Consider the following 20,282-nt stretch of genomic DNA (forward strand, 5'->3'; position numbering starts at 1 on the left):
GGCGGTCAGATGGCCCGACGGACCATCAGTTCCTTGATCTTGCCGATGGCCTGGGTCGGATTCAGGTTCTTCGGGCACACGTCCACACAGTTCATGATGGTGTGGCAGCGGAACAGGCGGTACGGGTCTTCGAGGTTGTCCAGGCGCTCGGCGGTCGCTTCGTCACGGCTGTCGGCGATGAAGCGATAGGCTTGCAGCAATCCGGCGGGACCCACGAACTTGTCGGGGTTCCACCAGAAGCTCGGGCAGCTCGTCGAGCAGCTCGCGCACAGGATGCACTCGTACAGGCCGTTGAGCTCGTCGCGTTCCTCCGGCGACTGCAGGCGTTCCTTTTCGGGCGGCACGTTGTCGTTCTGCAGATACGGCTTGATCGAGTTGTACTGCTTGAAGAACTGCGTCATGTCCACGATCAGGTCGCGGATGACGGGCAGACCCGGCAGCGGCTTGAGCACGACAGTGCCCTTGAGCGTGTTCATGTTGGTCAGGCAGGCCAGACCGTTCTTGCCGTTGATGTTCATCGCGTCCGAGCCGCAGACGCCTTCGCGGCAGGAGCGGCGGAACGACAGCGTCGGGTCCTGCGCCTTGAGCTTCATGAGGGCGTCGAGCAGCATGCGTTCGTGGCCATCGAGTTCGATCTCGATGGTCTGCATGTAGGGCTTCGCGTCCTTGTCCGGGTCGTAGCGATAGATTTGGAATGTGCGCTTCATCGTGATGACCTTTGTGTGTTCTTAGAAGGTGCGGACCTTGGGCGGCACCGAGGCGACCGTCAGCGGCTGGAGGTTGACCGGCTTGTAGGAAAGGCGGTTGTCCTCGCTGTACCAGAGCGTGTGCTTCATCCAGTTGGCGTCGTCGCGGCCCAGCGGCGCGACCGGATCGTCCGCCGGACGTTCGTAGTCTTCCACCGTGTGGGCGCCGCGGCATTCGCGGCGCGCTGCAGCCGACACCATCGTGGCCTGCGCCACTTCGATCAGGTTGTCGACTTCGAGTGCCTCGATGCGGGCGGTGTTGAACACCTTCGACTTGTCTTTCAGGCCGATCGCCTTCACGCGCTCACGCACGGCGGCGATCTTGACCACGCCTTCGTCCATCGAGGCTTGCTTGCGGAACACGGCCGCATGTTGCTGCATGACAGCGCGGATCTCACCGGCCACATCTTGCGCATATTCGCCGGCGGTGGTCGATTCGAGGCGGTTCAGGCGCTCCAGCGTACGGTCGGCCGCATCGGCCGGCAGCGGCTTGTGTTCCTTGAGCTTGTCGTTGAACTGGACGATGTGGTTGCCGGCCGCGCGGCCGAACACCAGCAGGTCGAGCAGCGAGTTGGTGCCCAGGCGGTTGGCGCCGTGCACGCTCACGCAGGAGCATTCGCCCACGGCGTACAGGCCATTCACCACGGCGCTGTTCTGGTCGCCCTTTTGAATCACGACCTGGCCGTTGATGCTGGTCGGGATGCCGCCCATCTGGTAATGGATGGTCGGCACGACCGGAATCGGTTCCTTGGTGATGTCGACGTTGGCGAAGTTGACGCCGATTTCATACACCGAAGGCAGGCGCTTGTGGATGGTCTCGGCGCCCAGATGGTCGAGCTTGAGCAGCACATAGTCCTTGTTGGGACCGCAGCCACGACCTTCCTTGATTTCCTGGTCCATCGAGCGCGACACGAAGTCGCGCGGTGCCAGGTCCTTCAGCGTGGGCGCATAACGCTCCATGAAGCGTTCACCATTGCTGTTGAGCAGGATGGCGCCTTCGCCGCGGCAGCCTTCGGTCAGCAGCACGCCCGCACCGGCCACGCCGGTCGGGTGGAATTGCCAGAACTCCATGTCCTGCAGCGGAATGCCCGAGCGCGCCGCCATGCCCAGGCCGTCGCCGGTGTTGATGAAGGCGTTGGTGGATGCCTGGAAGATCCGGCCGGCGCCGCCGGTGGCCAGCAGCACCGTCTTCGCCTGCAGGATGTGCAGGTCGCCGGTTTCCATTTCGAGCGCGGTCACGCCAACCACGTCGCCTTCGTTGTCACGGATGAGGTCGAGCGCCATCCATTCGACGAAGAACTGGGTGCGGGCCTCGACGTTCTTCTGGTAGAGCGTGTGCAGCATCGCGTGGCCGGTGCGGTCGGCTGCGGCGCAGGCACGCTGGACGGGTTTTTCGCCGTAGTTCGCGGTATGGCCGCCGAACGGGCGCTGGTAGATGGTGCCGTCCGGATTGCGGTCGAAGGGCATGCCGAAGTGCTCGAGCTCGTACACAACCTTTGGCGCTTCGCGGCACATGAACTCGATCGCGTCCTGGTCGCCGAGCCAGTCGGAGCCCTTGATCGTGTCGTAGAAGTGGTAGTGCCAATTGTCCTCGCTCATGTTGCCGAGCGAAGCGCCCACGCCGCCTTGTGCGGCCACAGTGTGCGAACGGGTCGGAAACACCTTGGAGAGCACGGCCACATTGAGGCCGGCACGCGCGAGTTGCAGTGAGGCACGCATGCCGGAGCCGCCGGCGCCAACGATGACGACATCGAACTTGCGCTTGGTGATTTGGTCTTTGGTATAGGTCATGGGGTCAAACTCTCCAGAGCACTTGAATGGCCCAACCCGCGCAACCGACAAGCCAGACGATGGTGAAAACTTGCAGTGCAAGGCGGATGCCGACGGGCTGGACGTAGTCCATCCAGATGTCGCGCACGCCGACCCACACGTGATACAGAAGCGCCGCAATGACGGAGAAGGTCAGGACCTTCATCCACTGGGACGAGAAGATGCCCGACCAGGTGTCGTAGCCGATCGGGCCACGCGAGAAGATCACCTGCGCCAGCAGGATGACGGTGAAGAGCGCCATGAGGCCGCCCGTGATGCGCTGGCTGAGCCAGTCACGCATACCGTAATGTGCGCCGACGACGATGCGCTTGGAGCCGTAATTCACAGACATGGTGCGATCCCTTTCAGTACAGGCCGAACAGCTTGGCGCCGAGGATCACGGTCAACGCGATGCTCAGGACCAGCGTTGCAAGCGCGGAGGTCTTGCCGAACTCCTTGGTCACCGCGGCATGGCTCACGTCCATCCAGAGGTGGCGCAGGCCGGCAATGAAGTGGTGCAGGTAGGCCCAGATCAGCGCGAGTGCCACGAGCTTGATGAAGACGCCCGGAACGAAACCAAGGCCGCTGTTGAAGGCGGCCTTGAAGCGTGCAAACGAAATTTCAGAGGAAATCGAGGTGTCGAACATCCAGATGATGAACGGCATCAGGAGAAACATCACCAGACCGCTGATGCGATGCAGGATCGACACGATGCCCGCAGGGGGCAAGCGGTAAGTCGGCAGGTCCTTGAGGAGGTTGATGTTGCGGAACTGGCGCCGCGGTGGACGGGGTGGGGTGGCAAGCTCTGACATGGGGGCTTTCGTTGCTTTTCGGCGGGATGGCTTGTTCTTTGTGGGAATGCAAACAACGCAAAATTCTATTGCAATGCACCATCGGGTGGCGGGCGCTTGAGCGTCAACGCACCGGATTGCTCGGGCACTACGGATTTGATAGCGTCAATCTCTTTGGTGTCATGTCTTCCGGGGCAGGGTTGAGGGAAGCCGGGCATCAGCCCAACTCGTTGCGATAATGATGTGTATCGGTTCGATAGAGGCCGCGGCGCAGCTCCATCGGTACATCGTTGTAGGTGAGGGCGACGCGCTCGACGCTTAAAAGCGGCGTGGCCTGAGTGACGTGGAGCAGCGCAGCCTGCGCTTCGTCGGGCAGCACGGCCCGGATTTTCTCCTCGGCGCGCACCATTCGTGTGCCGAATTCCATCTCGAACATCGCATACATCGGCCCTCGGGAGGCGCGCAACCGCTCGGCCGTGAGGCCCTTGAACGGGATGCCGGGCAGCCAGAGGTCTTCGAGAATGGTCGGCACGCTCGCATAGGCCAGCACGCGTCGCACCTGGAGCACCGGGTCGCCCGTGCGCAGCGCCAGGGCGCGCGCCACGTCGGCGGTGGCGCGCTGCCGACGGCAGTCGACGATGGTGCGTTCGGCCGGACCCTTGGCGGCGAAGTCGCCGCTGTCGGGCACCAGCTTCAAAAAGCGGTACTGCACGTTGTGCTCGGCATGGGTGGCCACGAAGGTTCCCTTGCCCTGGCGCCGTACCACCAGGTTTTCCGCTGCGAGTTCGTCGATGGCCTTGCGCACGGTGCCCTGGCTCACGCGAAACCGGGCGGCGAGCTCCATTTCGCTGGGAATCGGTTCGCCCGGTTTCCATTCGCCCGCCTGCAGGCTCTGCAGGATCAATGCCTTGATCTGCTGGTACAGCGGACTGAACGACGGCGTTCCAGTCTCGGTGTAGGCGTGGAGGGGGGAGTTCATGGGGGCGGTTGAAGCGCACGCCGGGCGTGCGCGCAAGACTATATCTTATATAAGACATAAGACGCCAACCAACGAGAATGCGAATGGGCATAAAATATTGGCCGGTTGCGCGCCCCCGTCATGTCCGCCGCTTTGCGGCCCCCGGCAGCGCCGCATTGCCAACCTCTGTTCACCATCCTTCTGGAGTCTTCCCCATGAGCAAAAAGCCTGTTCGCGTCGCCGTCACCGGCGCCGCCGGCCAAATCGGTTACGCCCTGTTGTTCCGCATCGCTTCCGGCGAAATGCTCGGCAAGGACCAGCCCGTCATCCTGCAACTGCTCGAGATTCCTGACGAGAAGGCCCAGAAGGCACTCAAGGGCGTCATGATGGAACTCGACGACTGCGCATTCCCGCTGCTCGCCGGCATGGAAGCCCATGGCGACCCGATGACCGCCTTCAAGGATGCCGACTACGCACTGCTCGTTGGTTCGCGTCCACGGGGCCCCGGCATGGAACGCGCCGAGCTGCTGGCGGTCAATGGCGCCATCTTCACGGCGCAAGGCAAGGCCCTGAACGCCGTCGCCAGCCGCAATGTCAAGGTGCTGGTGGTCGGCAACCCCGCCAATACCAACGCCTACATCGCCATGAAGAGCGCGCCCGATCTGCCGCGCAAGAACTTCACCGCCATGCTGCGCCTGGACCACAACCGCGCCGCCAGCCAGCTCGCCGCCAAGACCGGCAAGGCCGTGGCCGACATCGAGAAGCTCACCGTCTGGGGCAACCACTCGCCCACGATGTACGCCGACTACCGCTTCGCCACCATCAATGGCGAAAGCGTGGCGAAGATGATCAACGACCAGGAATGGAACGCCAATACCTTCCTGCCGACCGTCGGCAAGCGCGGCGCGGCCATCATCGAGGCGCGTGGTCTGTCGTCGGCTGCTTCGGCCGCCAACGCAGCCATCGACCACATGCGCGACTGGGCCCTGGGCACCAACGGCAAGTGGGTCACGATGGGCATTCCTTCGGACGGCCAGTACGGCATTCCCAAGGACGTCATGTTCGGCTTCCCAGTGACCTGCGAAAACGGTGAATACAAGCTGGTCGAAGGCCTGGAAATCGACGCTTTCAGCCAGGAACGCATCGACAAGACGCTCAAGGAACTGACCGACGAGCAAGCGGGCGTCGCCCACCTGATCTGATCCGGCACCCATGCTCGACTGGAATCCCGCACTCTACAGCCGCTACGAGGACGAGCGCACGCGCCCCGCGCGTGAGTTGCTGGCGCGTGTTCCACTGACCGAGGCCGCCCGCGTGGTCGACCTCGGCTGTGGGCCGGGCAATTCCACCGAGCTGCTGGTGCAGCGCTTTCCACAGGCGCAGGTCATCGGCACCGACAATTCCGAGGCCATGCTGGCAACCGCGCGAGCGCGGTTGCCGCAGGCCCGCTTCCAATCCAGCGACATCGCGCAGTGGACGCCCGATGTCGCTCCCCATCTCATCTACGCCAATGCGTCGCTGCAATGGGTGCCCGATCACGCCACGCTGATCCCGCGCCTGTTCGCCGCCTTGGCGCCCGGCGGCGTGCTGGCCATCCAGATGCCGGACAACCGCAGCGAACCCACCCATCGCCTGATGCGCGAACTCGCAGCCGTCGCCCCGTGGAAAGAGCCCATCGGAGACGCCGACCGGTTGCGCACCGCCTTGCAGCCGCTGGGCGGCTACTACGACCTGCTGGCGCGCGATGCCGAAACGGTCGATGTCTGGCACACGATCTACCAGCACCCGATGGACTCTGCCGCAGCCATCGTCGAATGGGTGCGGGGCACGGGCCTCAGGCCGTTCATTGATCCGTTGCCGGAGGCACTCAAGGCGAGCTTCCTGGCCGAGTACGAGCGCCGTTTGGCCCTCGAATATCCCGCCCGCGCCGACGGCAAGCTGCTGCTCGCCTTCCCGCGCATGTTCATCGTTGCACGACGCCATCCGTGACCGCTGTCGCTTCCCTCCATCCCCGTGACGTTCTGCTGGGCGCGCAGGCCGGTGCCGTGGCGCTGCCCGTGTGCGACCACTACAGCGGCGTCGAGGCGCGCATGCGCAAGAGCCTCGCGTTGCAGGCAGAAATGGCCGAGGAGTTCGGTGCCTGCGTCTTTGACGTCACGCTCGATTGCGAAGATGGTGCGCCCGTGGGCGGCGAGGCCGAGCATGCGGCGCTGGTCTGCGAACTGGCGCGTGCCGCGCTGCCCGGCATGCGGGTGGGCGTGCGGGTGCATCCGGTCGATCATCCGGCCTTCGACGGTGACATGGCGACCATCGCCGGGCAGGTCGCAAGCCGGCTCAGCCACCTGATGGTGCCCAAGGTCGAGTCGACGGCGGATGTCGAACGCGCCGTGGCCGCGCTCGATGCGGCCGGTGCCGGGGAGCTGCCGCTGCATGTCCTGATCGAATCGCCGCGCGCGGTTCGACACGCCTTCGACATTGCTGCGCATCCGCGCGTGCAGTCGTTGAGCTTCGGCCTGATGGACTTCGTGTCGGCGCATGCGAGTGCGATTCCCGCCGACGGCATGGGTGCCACCGGCCAGTTCACGCATCCGTTGGTGGTCCGCGCCAAGCTGGAAATCGCCTCGGCAGCCCACGCATACGGCAAGGTGCCATCGCATTGCGTGGTCACCGAGTTCAGCGACGCCCACGCGATGGGCATGGCTGCCCGCAGGGCTGCGCGCGAGTTTGGTTACCTGCGGATGTGGAGCATCCATCCCAGCCAGATTCGACCCATCCTGCTGGCTTTCTCTCCGGATGAGGAGCAGATTCACATTGCAACAAAAATAATGGATGCAGCGGCCGCCGCAGACTGGGCTCCTCTCAGTTTCGATGGCACATTGCACGACCGCGCGAGCTACCGCCACTTCTGGCAGATTCTCGAGCGAGCCCATGCTACCGGCCGCAGGCTTCCTGAGGAAGCGCGGCGGTGGTTTGTCCCCGTCACCCATTGAACCTATCCCCAAGGTACACCCCTCCATGAAGAAGATCACTCTCATTGCCGCCCTGGTGCTGGCTTTGCCGTTCGCCGCCGGCGCCCAGACCACCGACACCAAACCTGCAGCCCAGGGCACCACCAAGGCGGCCGCGAAACCGGCGACGAAGTCTGCCGCCAAGCCCGCAGCCAAGAGCACCACCACGGCCAAGGGCACCGAAAAGAAGAAGCCCGCCAAGCGCCAGGTCACCGCTCGCGCTGCCAAGGCCGTCGAGGAGGTCACGCCGATCGCCGACGACACCAGCGTCACGCTCACCGATGCCGATCTGGCCGTCGCCCAGCGCGTCTACACCGGCAAGATCCAGTGCGAGCTGGGTGCCGACGTGACCATCACCGCCGACGACAAGCGTGCCGGTTTCTTCACTGTGTCCACCAAGGGCGCGCGCTATCGCATGCATCCGGTGGAGAGCCGCACCGGCGCCATCCGCCTGGAAGACCCGCGCGCGGGGGCGATGTGGCTGCAGATCGCCAACAAGTCGATGCTGATGAACCAGAAGGAAGGCCTGCGTCTGGCCGACGAATGCCAGGCCCCGGCCCAGCTCGCCTTCGCCGACGAAATGAAGAAGAACCCGCCGAAGAGCCTGTTCGAAGGCGCCGACGCACCCAAGAAGTAGTAACCCAGCGGCAGCCCCTGCCCGTGCCCGCTGGCAGGGGCTGCCTGTCGTGTCAGTCCCCCCGGAGAAAAAGATGTTGCAAGCCTACGTTGACCATGTCGCCGAGCGCGCCGCGCTCGGCATCCCGCCCCTCCCGCTCACCGCCAAGCAGACCGGCGAGGTGATCGAGCTGATGAAGACCGCGACGTCGACCGACGGCGAGTTTCTCCTGGACCTGCTCACGCATCGCGTGCCGGCCGGCGTCGACGACGCGGCCAAGGTCAAGGCCAGCTATCTGGCGGCCGTGGCGCATGGCACCGAGAAGAGCACGCTGCTGTCGCGCGCCCGCGCCACCGAATTGCTCGGCACCATGCTGGGCGGCTACAACATCAGCCCGATGATCGATCTGCTCGATGACGCCGAAGTCGGTGCCGTCGCAGCCGAAGGCCTGAAGAAGACCCTGTTGATGTTCGACCAGTTCCACGACGTCAAGGAAAAGGCCGACAAGGGCAATGCGCACGCCAAGGGCGTGCTGCAGAGCTGGGCGGATGCCGAGTGGTTCACCAGCCGGCCCGAAGTCCCGCAAAGCATCACCGTGAGCATCTTCAAGGTGGCGGGCGAAATCAACACCGACGACCTGTCGCCCGCACCCGATGCGACGACCCGTCCCGACATCCCGATGCACGCCCTGGCGATGCACAAGAACGCGCGCCCGGGTATCGTGCCCGAGGAAGACGGCAAGCGCGGCCCGGTGAAGTTCATCGAAGACCTGCGCGCGCGTGGCCACCTGGTGGCCTACGCCGGTGACGTGGTCGGTACCGGTTCCTCGCGCAAGAGCGCGACCAATTCCGTGTTGTGGTTCACCGGCGAAGACATTCCCTTCGTGCCGAACAAGCGTTTCGGTGGCGTGTGCCTGGGCGGCAAGATCGCGCCGATCTTCTACAACACGATGGAAGACTCGGGCGCACTGCCGATCGAACTCGACGTGACGCAGATGAACATGGGCGACGTGGTCGAGCTGCGTCCCTACGAAGGCAAGGCGCTCAAGGACGGCAAGGTCATCGCCGAATTCAGCGTGAAAAGCGATGTGCTGTTCGACGAAGTGCGCGCCGGTGGCCGCATTCCGCTGATCATCGGCCGCGGCCTCACCGCCAAGGCGCGCGAAGCCCTCGGCCTGCCGGCTTCCACGCTGTTCCGCCTGCCGACCAGCCCGGTCGACACCAAGAAGGGCTTCTCGCTCGCGCAGAAGATGGTCGGCCGCGCCTGCGGCCTGCCGGAAGGCCAGGGCGTGCGCCCGGGCACCTATTGCGAACCGAAGATGACCTCGGTCGGCTCGCAAGACACCACCGGCCCGATGACGCGCGACGAGCTCAAGGACCTGGCCTGCCTGGGCTTCTCGGCCGACCTCGTCATGCAGTCGTTCTGCCACACGGCGGCCTATCCGAAGAAGGTCGACGTGAAGATGCACCACGAGTTGCCGGAATTCATGGCCAACCGGGGCGGCGTCTCGCTGCGCCCGGGTGACGGCGTGATCCACAGCTGGCTGAACCGTCTGCTCACGCCCGACACCGTCGGCACGGGCGGCGACAGCCACACGCGCTTTCCGATCGGCATCAGCTTCCCGGCCGGTTCCGGCCTGGTCGCCTTTGCTGCCGCCACCGGCGTGATGCCGCTGGACATGCCCGAATCCGTGCTGGTGCGCTTCAAGGGCAAGATGCAGCCTGGCGTCACTCTGCGCGACCTGGTCAACGCGATCCCGCTGTATGCCATCAAGGACGGCCTGCTGACGGTCGCCAAGCAAGGCAAGAAGAACATCTTCTCGGGCCGCATCCTCGAAATTGAAGGTCTGCCAGACCTGAAGGTCGAGCAGGCTTTCGAGTTGAGCGACGCTTCGGCCGAACGTTCGGCGGCCGGCTGCACCGTGCACCTGAACAAGGAGCCGATCATCGAATACATCAACAGCAACATCACGCTGATGAAGTGGATGATCGCCGAGGGTTACGCCGATGCACGCACACTGGCGCGCCGCATCGCTGCGCAGGAAGCCTGGCTGGCGAATCCGCAATTGCTCAAGGGCGACGACGATGCCGACTATGCCGCCGTCATCGAGATTGACCTGGCCGACATCCACGAGCCGATCGTGGCTTGCCCGAACGACCCCGACGACGTGAAGACGCTGAGCGACGTGGCTGGCGCCAAGATCGACGAAGTGTTCATCGGCTCCTGCATGACCAACATTGGCCACTTCCGCGCAGCCTCCAAGCTGCTCGAGGGCAAGCGCGACATTCCGGTCAAGTTGTGGATTGCGCCGCCGACCAAGATGGACGCGCAGCAGCTCACCGAAGAAGGTCACTACGGCGTGTTCGGCAATGCCGGTGCGCGCACGGAAATGCCGGGCTGCTCGCTGTGCATGGGCAACCAGGCCCAGGTGCGCGAAGGTGCGACGGTCATGTCGACCAGCACGCGCAACTTCCCGAACCGCCTGGGCAAGAACACGTTCGTCTACCTCGGCAGCGCCGAACTGGCTGCCATCTGCTCGCGCCTGGGCCGCATTCCGACGAAGGATGAGTACATGGCCGCAACGGGTGTGCTCGACGCGTCCAGCAGCCAGATCTACCAGTACCTGAACTTCGACAAGATCGACGACTACAAGTCGGTAGCGGACGGCGTTGCCGCGTGAGCTTGTCCTTGATGCCCTGAATTCAGCCCACTTCGGTGGGCTTTTTTCTGGGCGCCGGGTGGGTCAGGCGAGCCCGCTGCGCTGACCCACGGAGCGCGGGTCACGGGCCCAGACCTGCAGCAGGAAGTCGCGCTCCGAATGCAGCACGATGCGGGCCAGTCCAGTGGCGGCGAATGCGCCATGCACAGCGTCGGTGGAAAGCGCCCGCGCCTGAAAGTCGTGCCGCCAGTCGCACGCCACGATCACGCCGTCGGACGCCAGCGAAGCCTCGGCCAGCGCGGCGAGCCGCACCATGGCGCCTGCGTCGAGAAAGTACCCCATCTCACTGACGACCACGAGGTCGAAGGGCTGTTCGCCCACAGGCCAGTCGTCGGGCAGCGTGTGCCGCGCCAACTGCACGTGAGGCAGATGGGCTGTACGGTCACGCGCCAGGGCCAGTGCCTTCTCGCTGAAATCGCTGGCAAGCAGGTGATCACAGCGCGCCGCCAGTTCAACCGTCAACTCGCCTACGCCGCAGCCGGGCTCATAGACATGGCCATAGCGCTGATGCGGCAGGGCGGCCATCACCGCTGCACGCTTGCGCTGTTCGTACCACCGGGTGCGAAGACCGTAGGGGTCGGCACTGTCGCCATACAAGCCGTCGAAATAGTCGAGCCTGTCCTGAACATTCGGGTGGGGTTTGTCGAGTGCATTCATGCGAAAACCAATTCAAAAGGCCTTGCTGCACGCGCCACGGTCGTGTCGCGCAGGATCGGTCCTGCGCCGGTGGATGCGTCGCCGTGCAACTGGCTGCGAAAGGCTTGAACCGCGGCTTGCTTGCGCTGTTGAGCCTGTGCATCCAGCATGAGCCGTTGTGCCCGCGCCCAGGGAAGCCGCGCATCGCCGGGGTGGGCCCAGTGCCAGGCCCAGACGGGCACTTCCACCAGCCGAGCGCCGACCTCCTGCGCGGCGATCGCGCAGGCTTGACCGGTGGCTTCGTGATCGGGATGGCCATCGAGCCGCCACGTGGTGAACACGACATCGTGGGGTCGCAGCACGGTGATCAGGCGATCGGTCAGGCGGTGCTGCAAGGCGTGCAGACCCCCGTCCGGCAGACCGAGCCGCATGGCCTGCAGGCCGGGAAACCCCAGCGCATGCCAAGCCGCCTCGCTCTCCAGCGGGCGTTCGACAGCCAGCCGTTCGGGTGGCCATTCGACAGAGCCTGCATGACTTGCCGTGCCGTCGGTCACGGCGATCAGCAACGGCGTGCGTTGCAATCTGCCGAGCAGTGCCAGCATTCCGCCGACCGACAGCACCTCGTCGTCCGGATGAGGCGCCACCACCACGGCACGCCGGTCGTCCGGCACCAAGGCTGATACAGTAATTTCAGGCAGGTGGGCGAGTTCGGGCCAACCCAGCCACTCGGCCTCGCTGGTCCCCGAACCTTCGATGGCGCGCGTATTCAGAGTGGCCATGGCGTATGGGCCGTGCTGGCGCACTGTGTCCCCAGGCTGGCGAGATCGCGTTGTGCGTGGCTTTGGCGCAGGTAAATCGGCAGATCGGCGAAGGCGCTGGCCAGAAGCGGGTCCTGACACAACGGGCCTGCGCCCAGTGCGCGCGAGGCGTGATGGAGCACCTGCTCCACCGCCGACTCCACCACCAGGCGTGCGCGGACGGCGCGCTGCTGCGCATCCGCTGTCGGATGGGCGTCGATCCATGCCGCGGTTTCGCGCAGCACCGCACCGGCGCCGGCAAGGGCAACGTCGATGGCACCCAGATGCGCCAGACGGTGCGGATCCGCCCGCTGGCCGGCGGCCAGGTGGACGGCGTCTGCGAGACCGGTCGCGCCGCCATACCAGCATGCCGCGATCCCCGCCCCACCGTGCCAGAAGCCGGGACGATTCACATAGTCGTTCGGACCACCAAGAGGCACAGCAGGCACCTGGTCGAAGTGGAGGTGGTAACTGTTCGAGGCCGCCATGCCGACGGCTTGCCAGTGCGAAGTGTCGAAACGCACGCCCGGATGGTCGACTTCCACGATGGCCAGCCGGGGGTGGCCGTCGGCATCCCAGCAACTGACCACCGCGTGGGTGACTTCGTCCGCGCCGGAGCACCAGCCTTTGGTTCCTTGTACGACGAAGGCCGACGCATCGGCACCAGGGATGGGGCGCAACGCGAGTCGGGCGTCTGGAGGCTCGGCGCACCAGGTGCCCCAGAGGCTATCGGCAGGGATGTGTACGTGACCGAGTTCCTGGCATATGGCCAGTGCATCGGTGTGACCTTCGAAAAGCTTCACCAAAGGCAGGCTCTCGGCAGCAATCCCCGCCAAAGCCTGCCACCTCGCCAGCGTGGCGCCGTGCCCCGGCAGCGGTAGGCGGTCAGCGCCAATGCGTGCGAGTTCGGCCAAGCGCTGGCCGACGTCCATTGCCCCAGTTATCAGGACGGTGTCAGAAGTCCGTTCATCGCCAGGCGCGGACATGGAGAGGAGAGCCACTCAGCCGATGTTCAGCTTCTTGTGCTCGCCCATGTCCTTCGGTGGCGTACCCGTGACCGCGGCCTTCATCATCTTGAAGATCTGGACCATCTTGCTGTCGTCGACGTCCCAGTATTCGGCGTGGTCGATGCGAACCGTCATCAGACCGAGATTGGGGTCGGTCGGTCCCTTCGGAAACCAGGCTTCTGCCATCTTGTTGAAGAGTTCTTCCTTCTTGGCCTGATCGTCCAGCAGCGCAGCATGGCCGGAGACCGACACGTAACTGTCGCTGCTCGTGTTGGCGTACGCGACATTCACTGCGTTGTCCTGGGCAATATGGCTGGCGATCTCGCCGTCCTTGGGCACGAAGAAGTACAGCGTCGCGCCTTCGTCTACCGACTTGTTCTGGGTGGTCAGCGGATGGCTGTTGAGCATGCCGTCGCCATGCCGGTGCGTGAACATGCCAAAGCGGGTGTCCTTGATCAGGTCCCAGAGCTTTTCGTGGGCTTGCGAGGTCGATGTGGTGGTTGCGGTCATCTTGGTGTCGGCGCTTGGCCGCCATGAGGAGTGGAGATGCAAACACGCTATCGAGCGGCCCTGCACAGGGGGGCGCAGGATTGACCCGAATTCATGTGGTCCATGGCCGACACCCGGGCGAGGCGGCTTGCCCTCCGACAGCCGGATTCATCGAAGCCTGATATCTTTATGCCGACCCACGAATCTGAAGGAGTTTCCATGGCAGTCGCCTCGACACACGCGTTCGCTTCCACCCTCAAGACCTTCAAGACGGCCGCAGGCCAGGCGGGCAGGTACTGGTCGCTGAAAGAGCTGGCCAAGCAGTATCCGCAGGTCGCTCGCCTGCCCGTTTCGATCCGCATCGTGCTGGAATCGGTGCTTCGCAACTGTGACGGGCAGAAGGTGACCGCGGCGCACGTCGAGCAACTCGCCCGCTGGCTCCCCAATGCCGAACGCACGGACGAGATTCCCTTCGTGGTCACGCGCGTGGTGCTGCAGGATTTCACAGGCGTGCCGCTGCTGGCCGATCTGGCCGCCATGCGGACTGTGGCTGCAGCGCTGGGCAAATCGCCCAAGACCATCGAGCCGCTGGTGCCTGTCGACCTGGTGGTGGACCATTCGGTGATGGTCGACCACTACGGCACCCCCAAGGCGCTCGACCTGAACATGAAGCTGGAGTTCCAGCGCAACAACGAGCGCTACCAGTTCATGAAATGGGGCATGCAGGCCTTCGACACCTTCCGCGTCGTCCCCCCGGGCTTTGGCATCGTCCACCAGGTGAACCTCGAGTACTTCGCGCGCGGCGTCTACAAGGCGCCTGGCGATCAGAGTTCGGTGCCGGTCTGGTACCCGGACTCGCTGGTGGGCACCGACAGCCACACCACGATGATCAACGGCGTGGGCGTGGTCGGTTGGGGCGTGGGTGGCATCGAGGCCGAAGCGGCGATGCTGGGGCAGCCGGTCTACATGCTGACGCCCGACGTGGTCGGCTTCGAACTCAGCGGTCAACTGCGCGAAGGCGTCACGGCCACCGATCTGGTGCTCTACGTGACGCAGATCCTGCGCAGTGAAAAGGTGGTGGGCAAGTTCGTCGAATTCTTCGGTCCCGGGGCGGCGTCGATTCCCGTGCCCGACCGCGCGACCATTGGCAACATGGCACCGGAATACGGCGCGACCATGGGTTTCTTTCCGGTTGACGAAAAGACCATCGCCTACTTCAGGGGGACGGGCCGCACCGAGGAGGAAATCGCGTTGTTCGAGGCGTATTACAAGTCGCAGGGCCTCTTTGGCATGCCCGCGCCAGGTGATATCGACTACACCAAGATCGTCAAGCTCGACCTGGGGACCGTCACGCCCAGCCTGGCCGGCCCCAAGCGGCCGCAGGACCGGATCGATCTCGGCCAGCTTTCGACCAAGTTCTCCGAACTGTTCAGCAAGCCCAACGATGCCAACGGTTTCAACCAGCCAGCCGACAAGCTCAAGCTGCGTTACGGATTGACGTCGCACAGCGCCGGGGGTGACCGCACTGTGACTGAGCCGGTGCCCGCGCCTGGCGCACCCCGCCAGGTCGTCGAAATGGTGGCGAATCGTTCGACCCAGGCTGCGGCCCACGTGAACGCTTCGGCACCCAAGGCGCCCGCCAGCGAAGTGACCATCGGCAATGGCGACGTGCTGATTGCGGCCATCACGTCCTGCACCAACACCTCCAATCCGAGTGTGCTGCTGGCCGCCGGGCTGCTGGCCAAGAAGGCGGTGGAGGCGGGCTTGAAGGTCAAGCCGCATGTCAAGACCTCGCTGGCGCCCGGCTCGCGCATCGTCACCGAATACCTCACGAACGCAGGATTGCTGCCGTATCTGGAAAAGCTGGGCTTCTATCTGGCCGGCTACGGCTGCACGACCTGCATCGGCAATGCCGGCGACCTGGCGCCCGAAATCAACGAGGTGATCACGAAGAACGATCTGGTCGGCGCAGCCGTGCTCTCGGGCAACCGCAATTTCGAGGCGCGAATCCATCCGAACATCAAGGCCAACTTCCTGGCGTCGCCGCCGCTGGTGGTGGCCTTTGCGATCGCCGGCAACGTCACGGTCGACCTCATGACCCAGCCGGTGGGCAAGGGCCACAAGGGCAAGGATGTCTACCTTGGCGACATCTGGCCGTCCGCCCAGGAAATCGACGACCTGCTGCACTTTGCGATGAACGCGAAGGCGTTCCGCAAGAATTACGACCAGATCAAGGACAACCCGGGCAAGCTTTGGAGCAGCATCAAGGGCGTGACAGGTCAGACCTACGACTGGCCGACCTCGACCTACATCGCCGAGCCGCCGTTTTTCGAGGGCTTCAAGATGAAGCCGCATGCCGCCGATCCGGGCTTCAAGGGCGCGCGCGTGATGGCACTGTTCGGCGACTCGATCACCACCGACCACATCTCGCCGGCCGGCTCGATCAAGGAGAGTTCGCCCGCTGGCATCTGGCTCAAGGCCAATGGCGTGCAGAAGGCCGACTTCAACAGCTACGGTTCGCGCCGCGGCAACCACGACGTCATGATGCGTGGCACCTTCGCCAACGTGCGCATCAAGAACCTCATGCTGCCGCCGGACGCCAAGGGCACGCAGGAAGAGGGTGGCCTCACGCTGTTCCAGCCGGGCAACGAGAAGATGTTCATCTACGACGCAGCGATGAAGTACATCGAACAAGGTGTGCCGACGGTGGTCTTCGGCGGCGAGGAATACGGCACCGGCTCCTCGCGCGACTGGGCCGCCAAGGGTACGCAACTGCTGGGCATCAAGGCCGTGATTGCGCGCAGCTTCGAGCGCATCCACCGCGCCAACCTGGTCGGCATGGGCGTGCTGCCGCTGCAGTTCATCGGCGCCGATTCGTGGCAGAGCCTGGGCCTGACGGGCGACGAGAAGATCGACGTGGCGATCGGCGGCGAACTCAAGCCACAGATGGACGTGACGCTGGTCGTGCACCGCCCCGACGGCAGCCACCAGGACGTGAAGGTGCGCCTGCGCATCGACACGCCGATCGAGGTCGACTACTACAAGCACGGCGGCATCCTGCCGTTCGTGCTGCGGCAGTTGCTGGCTGCCTGAAGTACGTATCCTGGTCATCCGGCGATCGAGTTCGACTTTTCTCTCGGATCGAACGACCGCTGGAACCCGGCACTGCCTTCCACGAAGGCCCTCATGAAGTGCATGGGCATAGCACTTAAAATGAGAATCAATCGTATCGATGGGGTAAGCTTGGAAGCTTGCAATCCGGCCATTCGACCGTCCATGCGCCACGCATGCCGTCGGGTGGATCCATTCCAGTTTCCCGATGCTCATCCCCTTTCTCATCATGCTGCGCGAAGGCATCGAAGCCGCGCTCATCGTCGGTATCGTTGCCAGCTATCTCCAACAAAGCGGCCGCCAGTCGCTGATGCCGGCCGTCTGGGTCGGCGTGCTGCTGGCGGTGGCGCTCTCGCTGTTCGCCGGTGCCGGCCTGCAGTTGCTCGCTGCTGAGTTTCCGCAGAAGCAGCAGGAGCTTTTCGAAGGCGTGGTCGGCCTCGTCGCCGTCGTGATGCTCACGTCGATGGTGTTCTGGATGCGCAAGACGGCGCGCTCCATCAAGGGCCAGCTGCACGCGTCGATCGACCGCGCGCTGGTGAGCGCCGACGGGCCTGGCTGGGCGCTGATCGGCATGGTGTTCCTCGCCGTGGCGCGCGAGGGTCTCGAATCCGTCTTCTTCCTGCTGGCCATCTTCCAGCAGAGCCGCGGCTGGGAGGCGCCAGTGGGTGCGCTGGCCGGCATCGCCGTGTCGGTGGCGATCGGCTACGGCCTGTACTCGGGTGGTGTGCGGCTCGACCTGCGGCGCTTCTTCCGGCTCACCGGCCTGTTCATCCTGCTCGTGGCCGCTGGGCTGCTGGCGGGCGTGCTGCGCAAGTTCCACGAAGCCGGCCTGTGGAACCACCTGCAGCAGGTGCTGTTCGATATGGGCGAGACGCTGCCCATGGACAGCCCCGTCGGCGCAGTGCTCTCGGGCCTGCTCGGCTACCAGTCGGCGCCCGTGCTGGGCGAAGGCCTGGTCTACGTGCTGTTCCTCGCTGTCACCGTCTTCCTTTTCTTGCGGCCCATGCCGCCCGCTTCCTTGCAGGCCGCCACCCGCTGATTCCGCTTCCGATGTCCTCTTCCTCCTCTTCTTCACCTCGCATGATGCAGCTCGCCGTCGCAGGCTCCGCCGTGCTCGTGCTGGCCGGCCTGGCGGCCTTCTGGTACGCCTCGGGCATCGCGCGCCAGGCGCCGCCCAAGGGCTCCGACAACGCGGTGACCGTGACCATCCAGGGCAACGTCTGCCAGCCCAACGAGATCACGGTGCCCGCGGGGCGCACCACCTTCACCATCGTCAACCAGTCGCAGCGTGCGCTCGAATGGGAGATTCTCGACGGCGTGATGGTGGTGGAAGAGCGCGAGAACATCGCGCCGGGCTTCTCGCAGACCATGACCGTCAAGCTGCCGCCGGGCGAGTTCGACATCACCTGCGGCCTGTTGAGCAACCCGCGCGGCAAGCTGCGCGTCACGCCCTCGGCCGCCTCCGATGCCGAAGCCGCGCGGCCGTCGCTCGTCAACTACGTCGGCGCGCTGGCCGAGTACAAGGTGTTCCTGGTGCTCGAATCAGGCACGCTCGAAGACGCGACGACCGCACTGGTCGAAGCCATCAACGCCGGCGACCTGAAGCAGGCGCAGGCGCTCTATGCCCCCGCGCACCAGGCGTACAAGCGCATCGAGCCGATGGGCGAACTGTTCGCCGACCTCGATGCACGCATCAACCCGCGCGCCGAGTACCTCGAGAAGCGCGAGGCCGACCCGGCCTTCACCGGTTTCCATCGCATCGAGTACGCGCTGTTCGACCGCCAGAGCACGCAGGGCCTGGCCCCGGTGACGGCCCAGTTGCAGGCCGACATCCAGACGCTGAAGGACCGCGTGCGGGCGTTGAACGTGCCGCCGGAGCGGCTGGCCGGCTCGGCTGCCAAGCTGCTGCAACGCGTCGCCGACAACCTGCCCGCCGGTGGCGAGGACCGCTACGGCCACGGCGAGCTGTCGAACCTGCAGGGCACGCTCGACGGCACGCACAAGATCGCCGACCTGCTGTCGCCGCTGCTCGCGAAGGCGGCGCCCGAGCTGAAGAAGCGCATCGACGAACGGTTTATGGCCTTCGGTGCGGCGCTCGACCCGTTCCGTGACGGCGAAGGCTTCAAGCCGACCACGCTCGACGAGGCACAGCGCAAGGCGCTGTCGGAGCCGGTGCGAGCGCTGGCCGCCGAGATGGGCCAGGTGAACGCGGCGCTGGGTCTCGAATGATGAACAGAAACACGATGGCCTCCGAAGACAAGCCCACCCTCGAACACACCCCGCCGGCATCGCCGGCACGGCGACGCATGCTCGGCGGCCTCGGTGGCGCCGCCATCGCGGGCCTCGCCGTTGGCCGCGCGGCGGCGGCACCGTCAGGGCCGCCCGATTCACCCGATGCCGGCGCGCAGGTCGCCGATGCACCACAGAGCACCCACACGCAGGACCGCGTGCCCTTCCGCGGCCGCCATCAGGCCGGCATCGTCACGCCGAGGCCGACGGCTGGGATGGTCGCGTCCTTCTTCGTGCTGGCGGACAACCGCGCGGACCTCGAACGCCTGTTCCGCACGCTGACCGAGCGCATCGCCTTCCTGACGCAGGGCGGGCCCCAGGCCGATCCCGATCCGCTGCTGCCGCCCGCGGGCTCGGGCATCCTCGGCCCGGTGGTGCAGCCCGATGCACTCACGGTCACGGTGTCGGTCGGCGAATCGCTGTTCGACGAGCGCTTCGGCCTGGCCGCGCACAAGCCGCTGCGGCTCACGCGCATGCAGCGTCACCCGAACGACGCGCTCGACGCCGCGCTTTGCCACGGCGACCTGTCGATCCAGTTCTGCGCGAACACGGCCGACACCAACATCCACGCGCTGCGCGACATCATCAAGAACACGCCCGACCTGCTGGTGCTGCACTGGAAGCAGGAGGGCTCGGTGCCTCCGATCCCTGCTGTCGCCGGCCAGCCGTCGGAAAGCGCGCGCAACTTCCTGGGCTTTCGCGACGGCTCGGCCAACCCCGACTCCGCCGACGACCCGCTGATGGACAAGCTCGTCTGGGTGCGCCCCGGCAGCGGCGAGCCCGACTGGGCCGTGGGCGGCAGCTACCAGGCGGTGCGGATCATCCGCAATTTCGTCGAACGCTGGGACCGCACGCCGCTGCGCGAGCAGGAGGCGATCATGGGCCGCCGCAAGCCCACCGGCGCGCCGCTCGACGGCGGGCGCACCGAGCACGACGTGCCCGACTACACGAAGGACCCGGAGGGCAAGGCGACGCCGATGGACGCGCACATCCGGCTGGCCAACCCGCGCACGCGCGCCTCGGACGCCAACCTCATGCTGCGGCGCCCCTTCAACTATTCGAACGGCGTGACCAAGTCGGGCCAGCTCGAGATGGGGCTGCTCTTCATCTGCTACCAGGCCGATCTGGAGAAGGGCTTCGTCACCGTCCAGAAGCGGCTCGACGGTGAGCCGCTGGAGGAATACATCAAGCCCATCGGCGGCGGCTTCTTCTTCACCCTGCCGGGCGTGCGCGACGAGGCCGACTGGCTCGGCCGCACGCTGCTTGCAGCCTGAAGAGGGCCCGCTCGCTCGATTCACCCGCATCA

The 20,282-nt window shown here is 65.2% G+C and carries 18 protein-coding genes; 9 read left to right on the forward strand and 9 right to left on the reverse strand.

The annotated features are described in order from the left end of the window. Window positions 1–5 precede the first annotated feature (5 nt). The 5 genes from J2W36_RS00350 to J2W36_RS00370 form a co-directional block, all read right to left on the reverse strand. Window positions 6–707, reverse strand: coding sequence for a succinate dehydrogenase iron-sulfur subunit (locus tag J2W36_RS00350; RefSeq protein ID WP_307687665.1), 702 nt, complete (start codon window positions 705–707; stop codon window positions 6–8). Window positions 708–728: 21 nt separating this feature from the next. After that, window positions 729–2,537, reverse strand: coding sequence for a succinate dehydrogenase flavoprotein subunit (gene sdhA, locus J2W36_RS00355; RefSeq protein ID WP_307687666.1), 1,809 nt, complete (start codon window positions 2,535–2,537; stop codon window positions 729–731). A 4-nt stretch (window positions 2,538–2,541) separates the two neighbouring features. Next, window positions 2,542–2,907: a succinate dehydrogenase, hydrophobic membrane anchor protein gene (gene sdhD, locus J2W36_RS00360; RefSeq protein WP_307687667.1), complete on the reverse strand. Its 366-nt coding sequence runs from the start codon at window positions 2,905–2,907 to the stop codon at window positions 2,542–2,544. A 13-nt stretch (window positions 2,908–2,920) separates the two neighbouring features. Further along, a complete protein-coding gene (gene sdhC / locus J2W36_RS00365) occupies window positions 2,921–3,367 on the reverse strand; it encodes a succinate dehydrogenase, cytochrome b556 subunit (protein WP_307687668.1) in 447 nt (148 codons plus the stop codon). 196 nt (window positions 3,368–3,563) lie between these two features. After that, window positions 3,564–4,325 (reverse strand): GntR family transcriptional regulator, encoded by a 762-nt coding sequence (locus tag J2W36_RS00370; protein ID WP_307687669.1) that lies wholly within the window; start codon window positions 4,323–4,325, stop codon window positions 3,564–3,566. Window positions 4,326–4,519: 194 nt separating this feature from the next. Between J2W36_RS00370 and J2W36_RS00375 the strand changes: the two genes are divergently transcribed. From J2W36_RS00375 to J2W36_RS00395, 5 genes are all read left to right on the forward strand, one after another. Then, the gene (locus J2W36_RS00375; RefSeq protein ID WP_307687670.1) at window positions 4,520–5,506 is read left to right on the forward strand and encodes a malate dehydrogenase; all 987 of its coding nucleotides are present in this window, start codon (window positions 4,520–4,522) and stop codon (window positions 5,504–5,506) included. Between the two features lie 10 nt (window positions 5,507–5,516). After that, on the forward strand, window positions 5,517–6,293 hold the full coding sequence (gene tam, locus J2W36_RS00380) for a trans-aconitate 2-methyltransferase (protein ID WP_307687671.1): 777 nt from the start codon (window positions 5,517–5,519) through the stop codon (window positions 6,291–6,293). Then, window positions 6,290–7,294 carry an HpcH/HpaI aldolase/citrate lyase family protein gene (locus J2W36_RS00385; protein ID WP_307687672.1) on the forward strand — a complete coding sequence of 335 codons (1,005 nt, stop codon included), beginning with the start codon at window positions 6,290–6,292 and terminating at the stop codon, window positions 7,292–7,294. Before tam ends, J2W36_RS00385 begins: the two co-directional genes overlap by 4 nt. Window positions 7,295–7,319: 25 nt before the next feature. Beyond that, complete coding sequence (locus J2W36_RS00390) at window positions 7,320–7,949, forward strand: hypothetical protein (protein WP_307687673.1); 630 nt, start codon at window positions 7,320–7,322, stop codon at window positions 7,947–7,949. 73 nt (window positions 7,950–8,022) lie between these two features. Then, window positions 8,023–10,608 carry a bifunctional aconitate hydratase 2/2-methylisocitrate dehydratase gene (locus J2W36_RS00395; protein ID WP_307687674.1) on the forward strand — a complete coding sequence of 862 codons (2,586 nt, stop codon included), beginning with the start codon at window positions 8,023–8,025 and terminating at the stop codon, window positions 10,606–10,608. 63 nt (window positions 10,609–10,671) lie between these two features. On the opposite strand, the gene J2W36_RS00400 is transcribed toward J2W36_RS00395, so the two are convergent. The 4 genes from J2W36_RS00400 to J2W36_RS00415 form a co-directional block, all read right to left on the reverse strand. Then, window positions 10,672–11,304, reverse strand: coding sequence for a methyltransferase domain-containing protein (locus tag J2W36_RS00400; protein WP_307687675.1), 633 nt, complete (start codon window positions 11,302–11,304; stop codon window positions 10,672–10,674). Beyond that, a complete protein-coding gene (locus J2W36_RS00405; protein ID WP_307687676.1) occupies window positions 11,301–12,062 on the reverse strand; it encodes a PIG-L deacetylase family protein in 762 nt (253 codons plus the stop codon). Before J2W36_RS00405 ends, J2W36_RS00400 begins: the two co-directional genes overlap by 4 nt. Next, window positions 12,050–13,012 (reverse strand): acyl-CoA dehydrogenase family protein, encoded by a 963-nt coding sequence (locus J2W36_RS00410; RefSeq protein WP_307687677.1) that lies wholly within the window; start codon window positions 13,010–13,012, stop codon window positions 12,050–12,052. Before J2W36_RS00410 ends, J2W36_RS00405 begins: the two co-directional genes overlap by 13 nt. 69 nt (window positions 13,013–13,081) lie before the next feature. Then, complete coding sequence (locus tag J2W36_RS00415) at window positions 13,082–13,597, reverse strand: pyridoxamine 5'-phosphate oxidase family protein (protein WP_307687678.1); 516 nt, start codon at window positions 13,595–13,597, stop codon at window positions 13,082–13,084. A 198-nt stretch (window positions 13,598–13,795) separates the two neighbouring features. Between J2W36_RS00415 and J2W36_RS00420 the strand changes: the two genes are divergently transcribed. From J2W36_RS00420 to efeB, 4 genes are all read left to right on the forward strand, one after another. Next, window positions 13,796–16,669 carry an aconitate hydratase gene (locus J2W36_RS00420; protein ID WP_307687679.1) on the forward strand — a complete coding sequence of 958 codons (2,874 nt, stop codon included), beginning with the start codon at window positions 13,796–13,798 and terminating at the stop codon, window positions 16,667–16,669. Window positions 16,670–16,895: 226 nt separating this feature from the next. Then, the gene (efeU, locus tag J2W36_RS00425; RefSeq protein ID WP_307687680.1) at window positions 16,896–17,726 is read left to right on the forward strand and encodes an iron uptake transporter permease EfeU; all 831 of its coding nucleotides are present in this window, start codon (window positions 16,896–16,898) and stop codon (window positions 17,724–17,726) included. A gap of 11 nt (window positions 17,727–17,737) precedes the next feature. After that, the gene (gene efeO / locus J2W36_RS00430; RefSeq protein ID WP_307687681.1) at window positions 17,738–18,916 is read left to right on the forward strand and encodes an iron uptake system protein EfeO; all 1,179 of its coding nucleotides are present in this window, start codon (window positions 17,738–17,740) and stop codon (window positions 18,914–18,916) included. A 14-nt stretch (window positions 18,917–18,930) separates the two neighbouring features. Continuing rightward, window positions 18,931–20,250, forward strand: a complete 1,320-nt coding sequence (gene efeB, locus J2W36_RS00435) for an iron uptake transporter deferrochelatase/peroxidase subunit (RefSeq protein ID WP_307687682.1) — start codon at window positions 18,931–18,933, stop codon at window positions 20,248–20,250. The last annotated feature ends 32 nt before the right edge of the window (window positions 20,251–20,282 follow it).

This window comes from Variovorax ginsengisoli (genome assembly GCF_030811835.1).
Classification (GTDB): Bacteria; Pseudomonadota; Gammaproteobacteria; order Burkholderiales; family Burkholderiaceae_C; genus Variovorax; species Variovorax ginsengisoli_C.

Excerpts from the sequence above, each read along its gene's own strand:
- efeU (WP_307687680.1), top strand. The coding sequence starts at position 16,896 with ATGCTCATCCCCTTTCTCATCATGCTGCGCGAAGGCATCGAAGCCGCG.
- J2W36_RS00375 (WP_307687670.1), top strand. The coding sequence starts at position 4,520 with ATGAGCAAAAAGCCTGTTCGCGTCGCCGTCACCGGCGCCGCCGGCCAA.
- sdhA (WP_307687666.1), bottom strand. The coding sequence starts at position 2,537 with ATGACCTATACCAAAGACCAAATCACCAAGCGCAAGTTCGATGTCGTC.
- J2W36_RS00405 (WP_307687676.1), bottom strand. The coding sequence starts at position 12,062 with ATGGCCACTCTGAATACGCGCGCCATCGAAGGTTCGGGGACCAGCGAG.
- tam (WP_307687671.1), top strand. The coding sequence starts at position 5,517 with ATGCTCGACTGGAATCCCGCACTCTACAGCCGCTACGAGGACGAGCGC.
- sdhD (WP_307687667.1), bottom strand. The coding sequence starts at position 2,907 with ATGTCTGTGAATTACGGCTCCAAGCGCATCGTCGTCGGCGCACATTAC.
- J2W36_RS00415 (WP_307687678.1), bottom strand. The coding sequence starts at position 13,597 with ATGACCGCAACCACCACATCGACCTCGCAAGCCCACGAAAAGCTCTGG.
- J2W36_RS00395 (WP_307687674.1), top strand. The coding sequence starts at position 8,023 with ATGTTGCAAGCCTACGTTGACCATGTCGCCGAGCGCGCCGCGCTCGGC.
- J2W36_RS00390 (WP_307687673.1), top strand. The coding sequence starts at position 7,320 with ATGAAGAAGATCACTCTCATTGCCGCCCTGGTGCTGGCTTTGCCGTTC.
- efeO (WP_307687681.1), top strand. The coding sequence starts at position 17,738 with ATGTCCTCTTCCTCCTCTTCTTCACCTCGCATGATGCAGCTCGCCGTC.
- J2W36_RS00420 (WP_307687679.1), top strand. The coding sequence starts at position 13,796 with ATGGCAGTCGCCTCGACACACGCGTTCGCTTCCACCCTCAAGACCTTC.
- J2W36_RS00370 (WP_307687669.1), bottom strand. The coding sequence starts at position 4,325 with ATGAACTCCCCCCTCCACGCCTACACCGAGACTGGAACGCCGTCGTTC.
- sdhC (WP_307687668.1), bottom strand. The coding sequence starts at position 3,367 with ATGTCAGAGCTTGCCACCCCACCCCGTCCACCGCGGCGCCAGTTCCGC.
- J2W36_RS00350 (WP_307687665.1), bottom strand. The coding sequence starts at position 707 with ATGAAGCGCACATTCCAAATCTATCGCTACGACCCGGACAAGGACGCG.
- J2W36_RS00400 (WP_307687675.1), bottom strand. The coding sequence starts at position 11,304 with ATGAATGCACTCGACAAACCCCACCCGAATGTTCAGGACAGGCTCGAC.
- efeB (WP_307687682.1), top strand. The coding sequence starts at position 18,931 with ATGGCCTCCGAAGACAAGCCCACCCTCGAACACACCCCGCCGGCATCG.
- J2W36_RS00410 (WP_307687677.1), bottom strand. The coding sequence starts at position 13,012 with ATGGACGTCGGCCAGCGCTTGGCCGAACTCGCACGCATTGGCGCTGAC.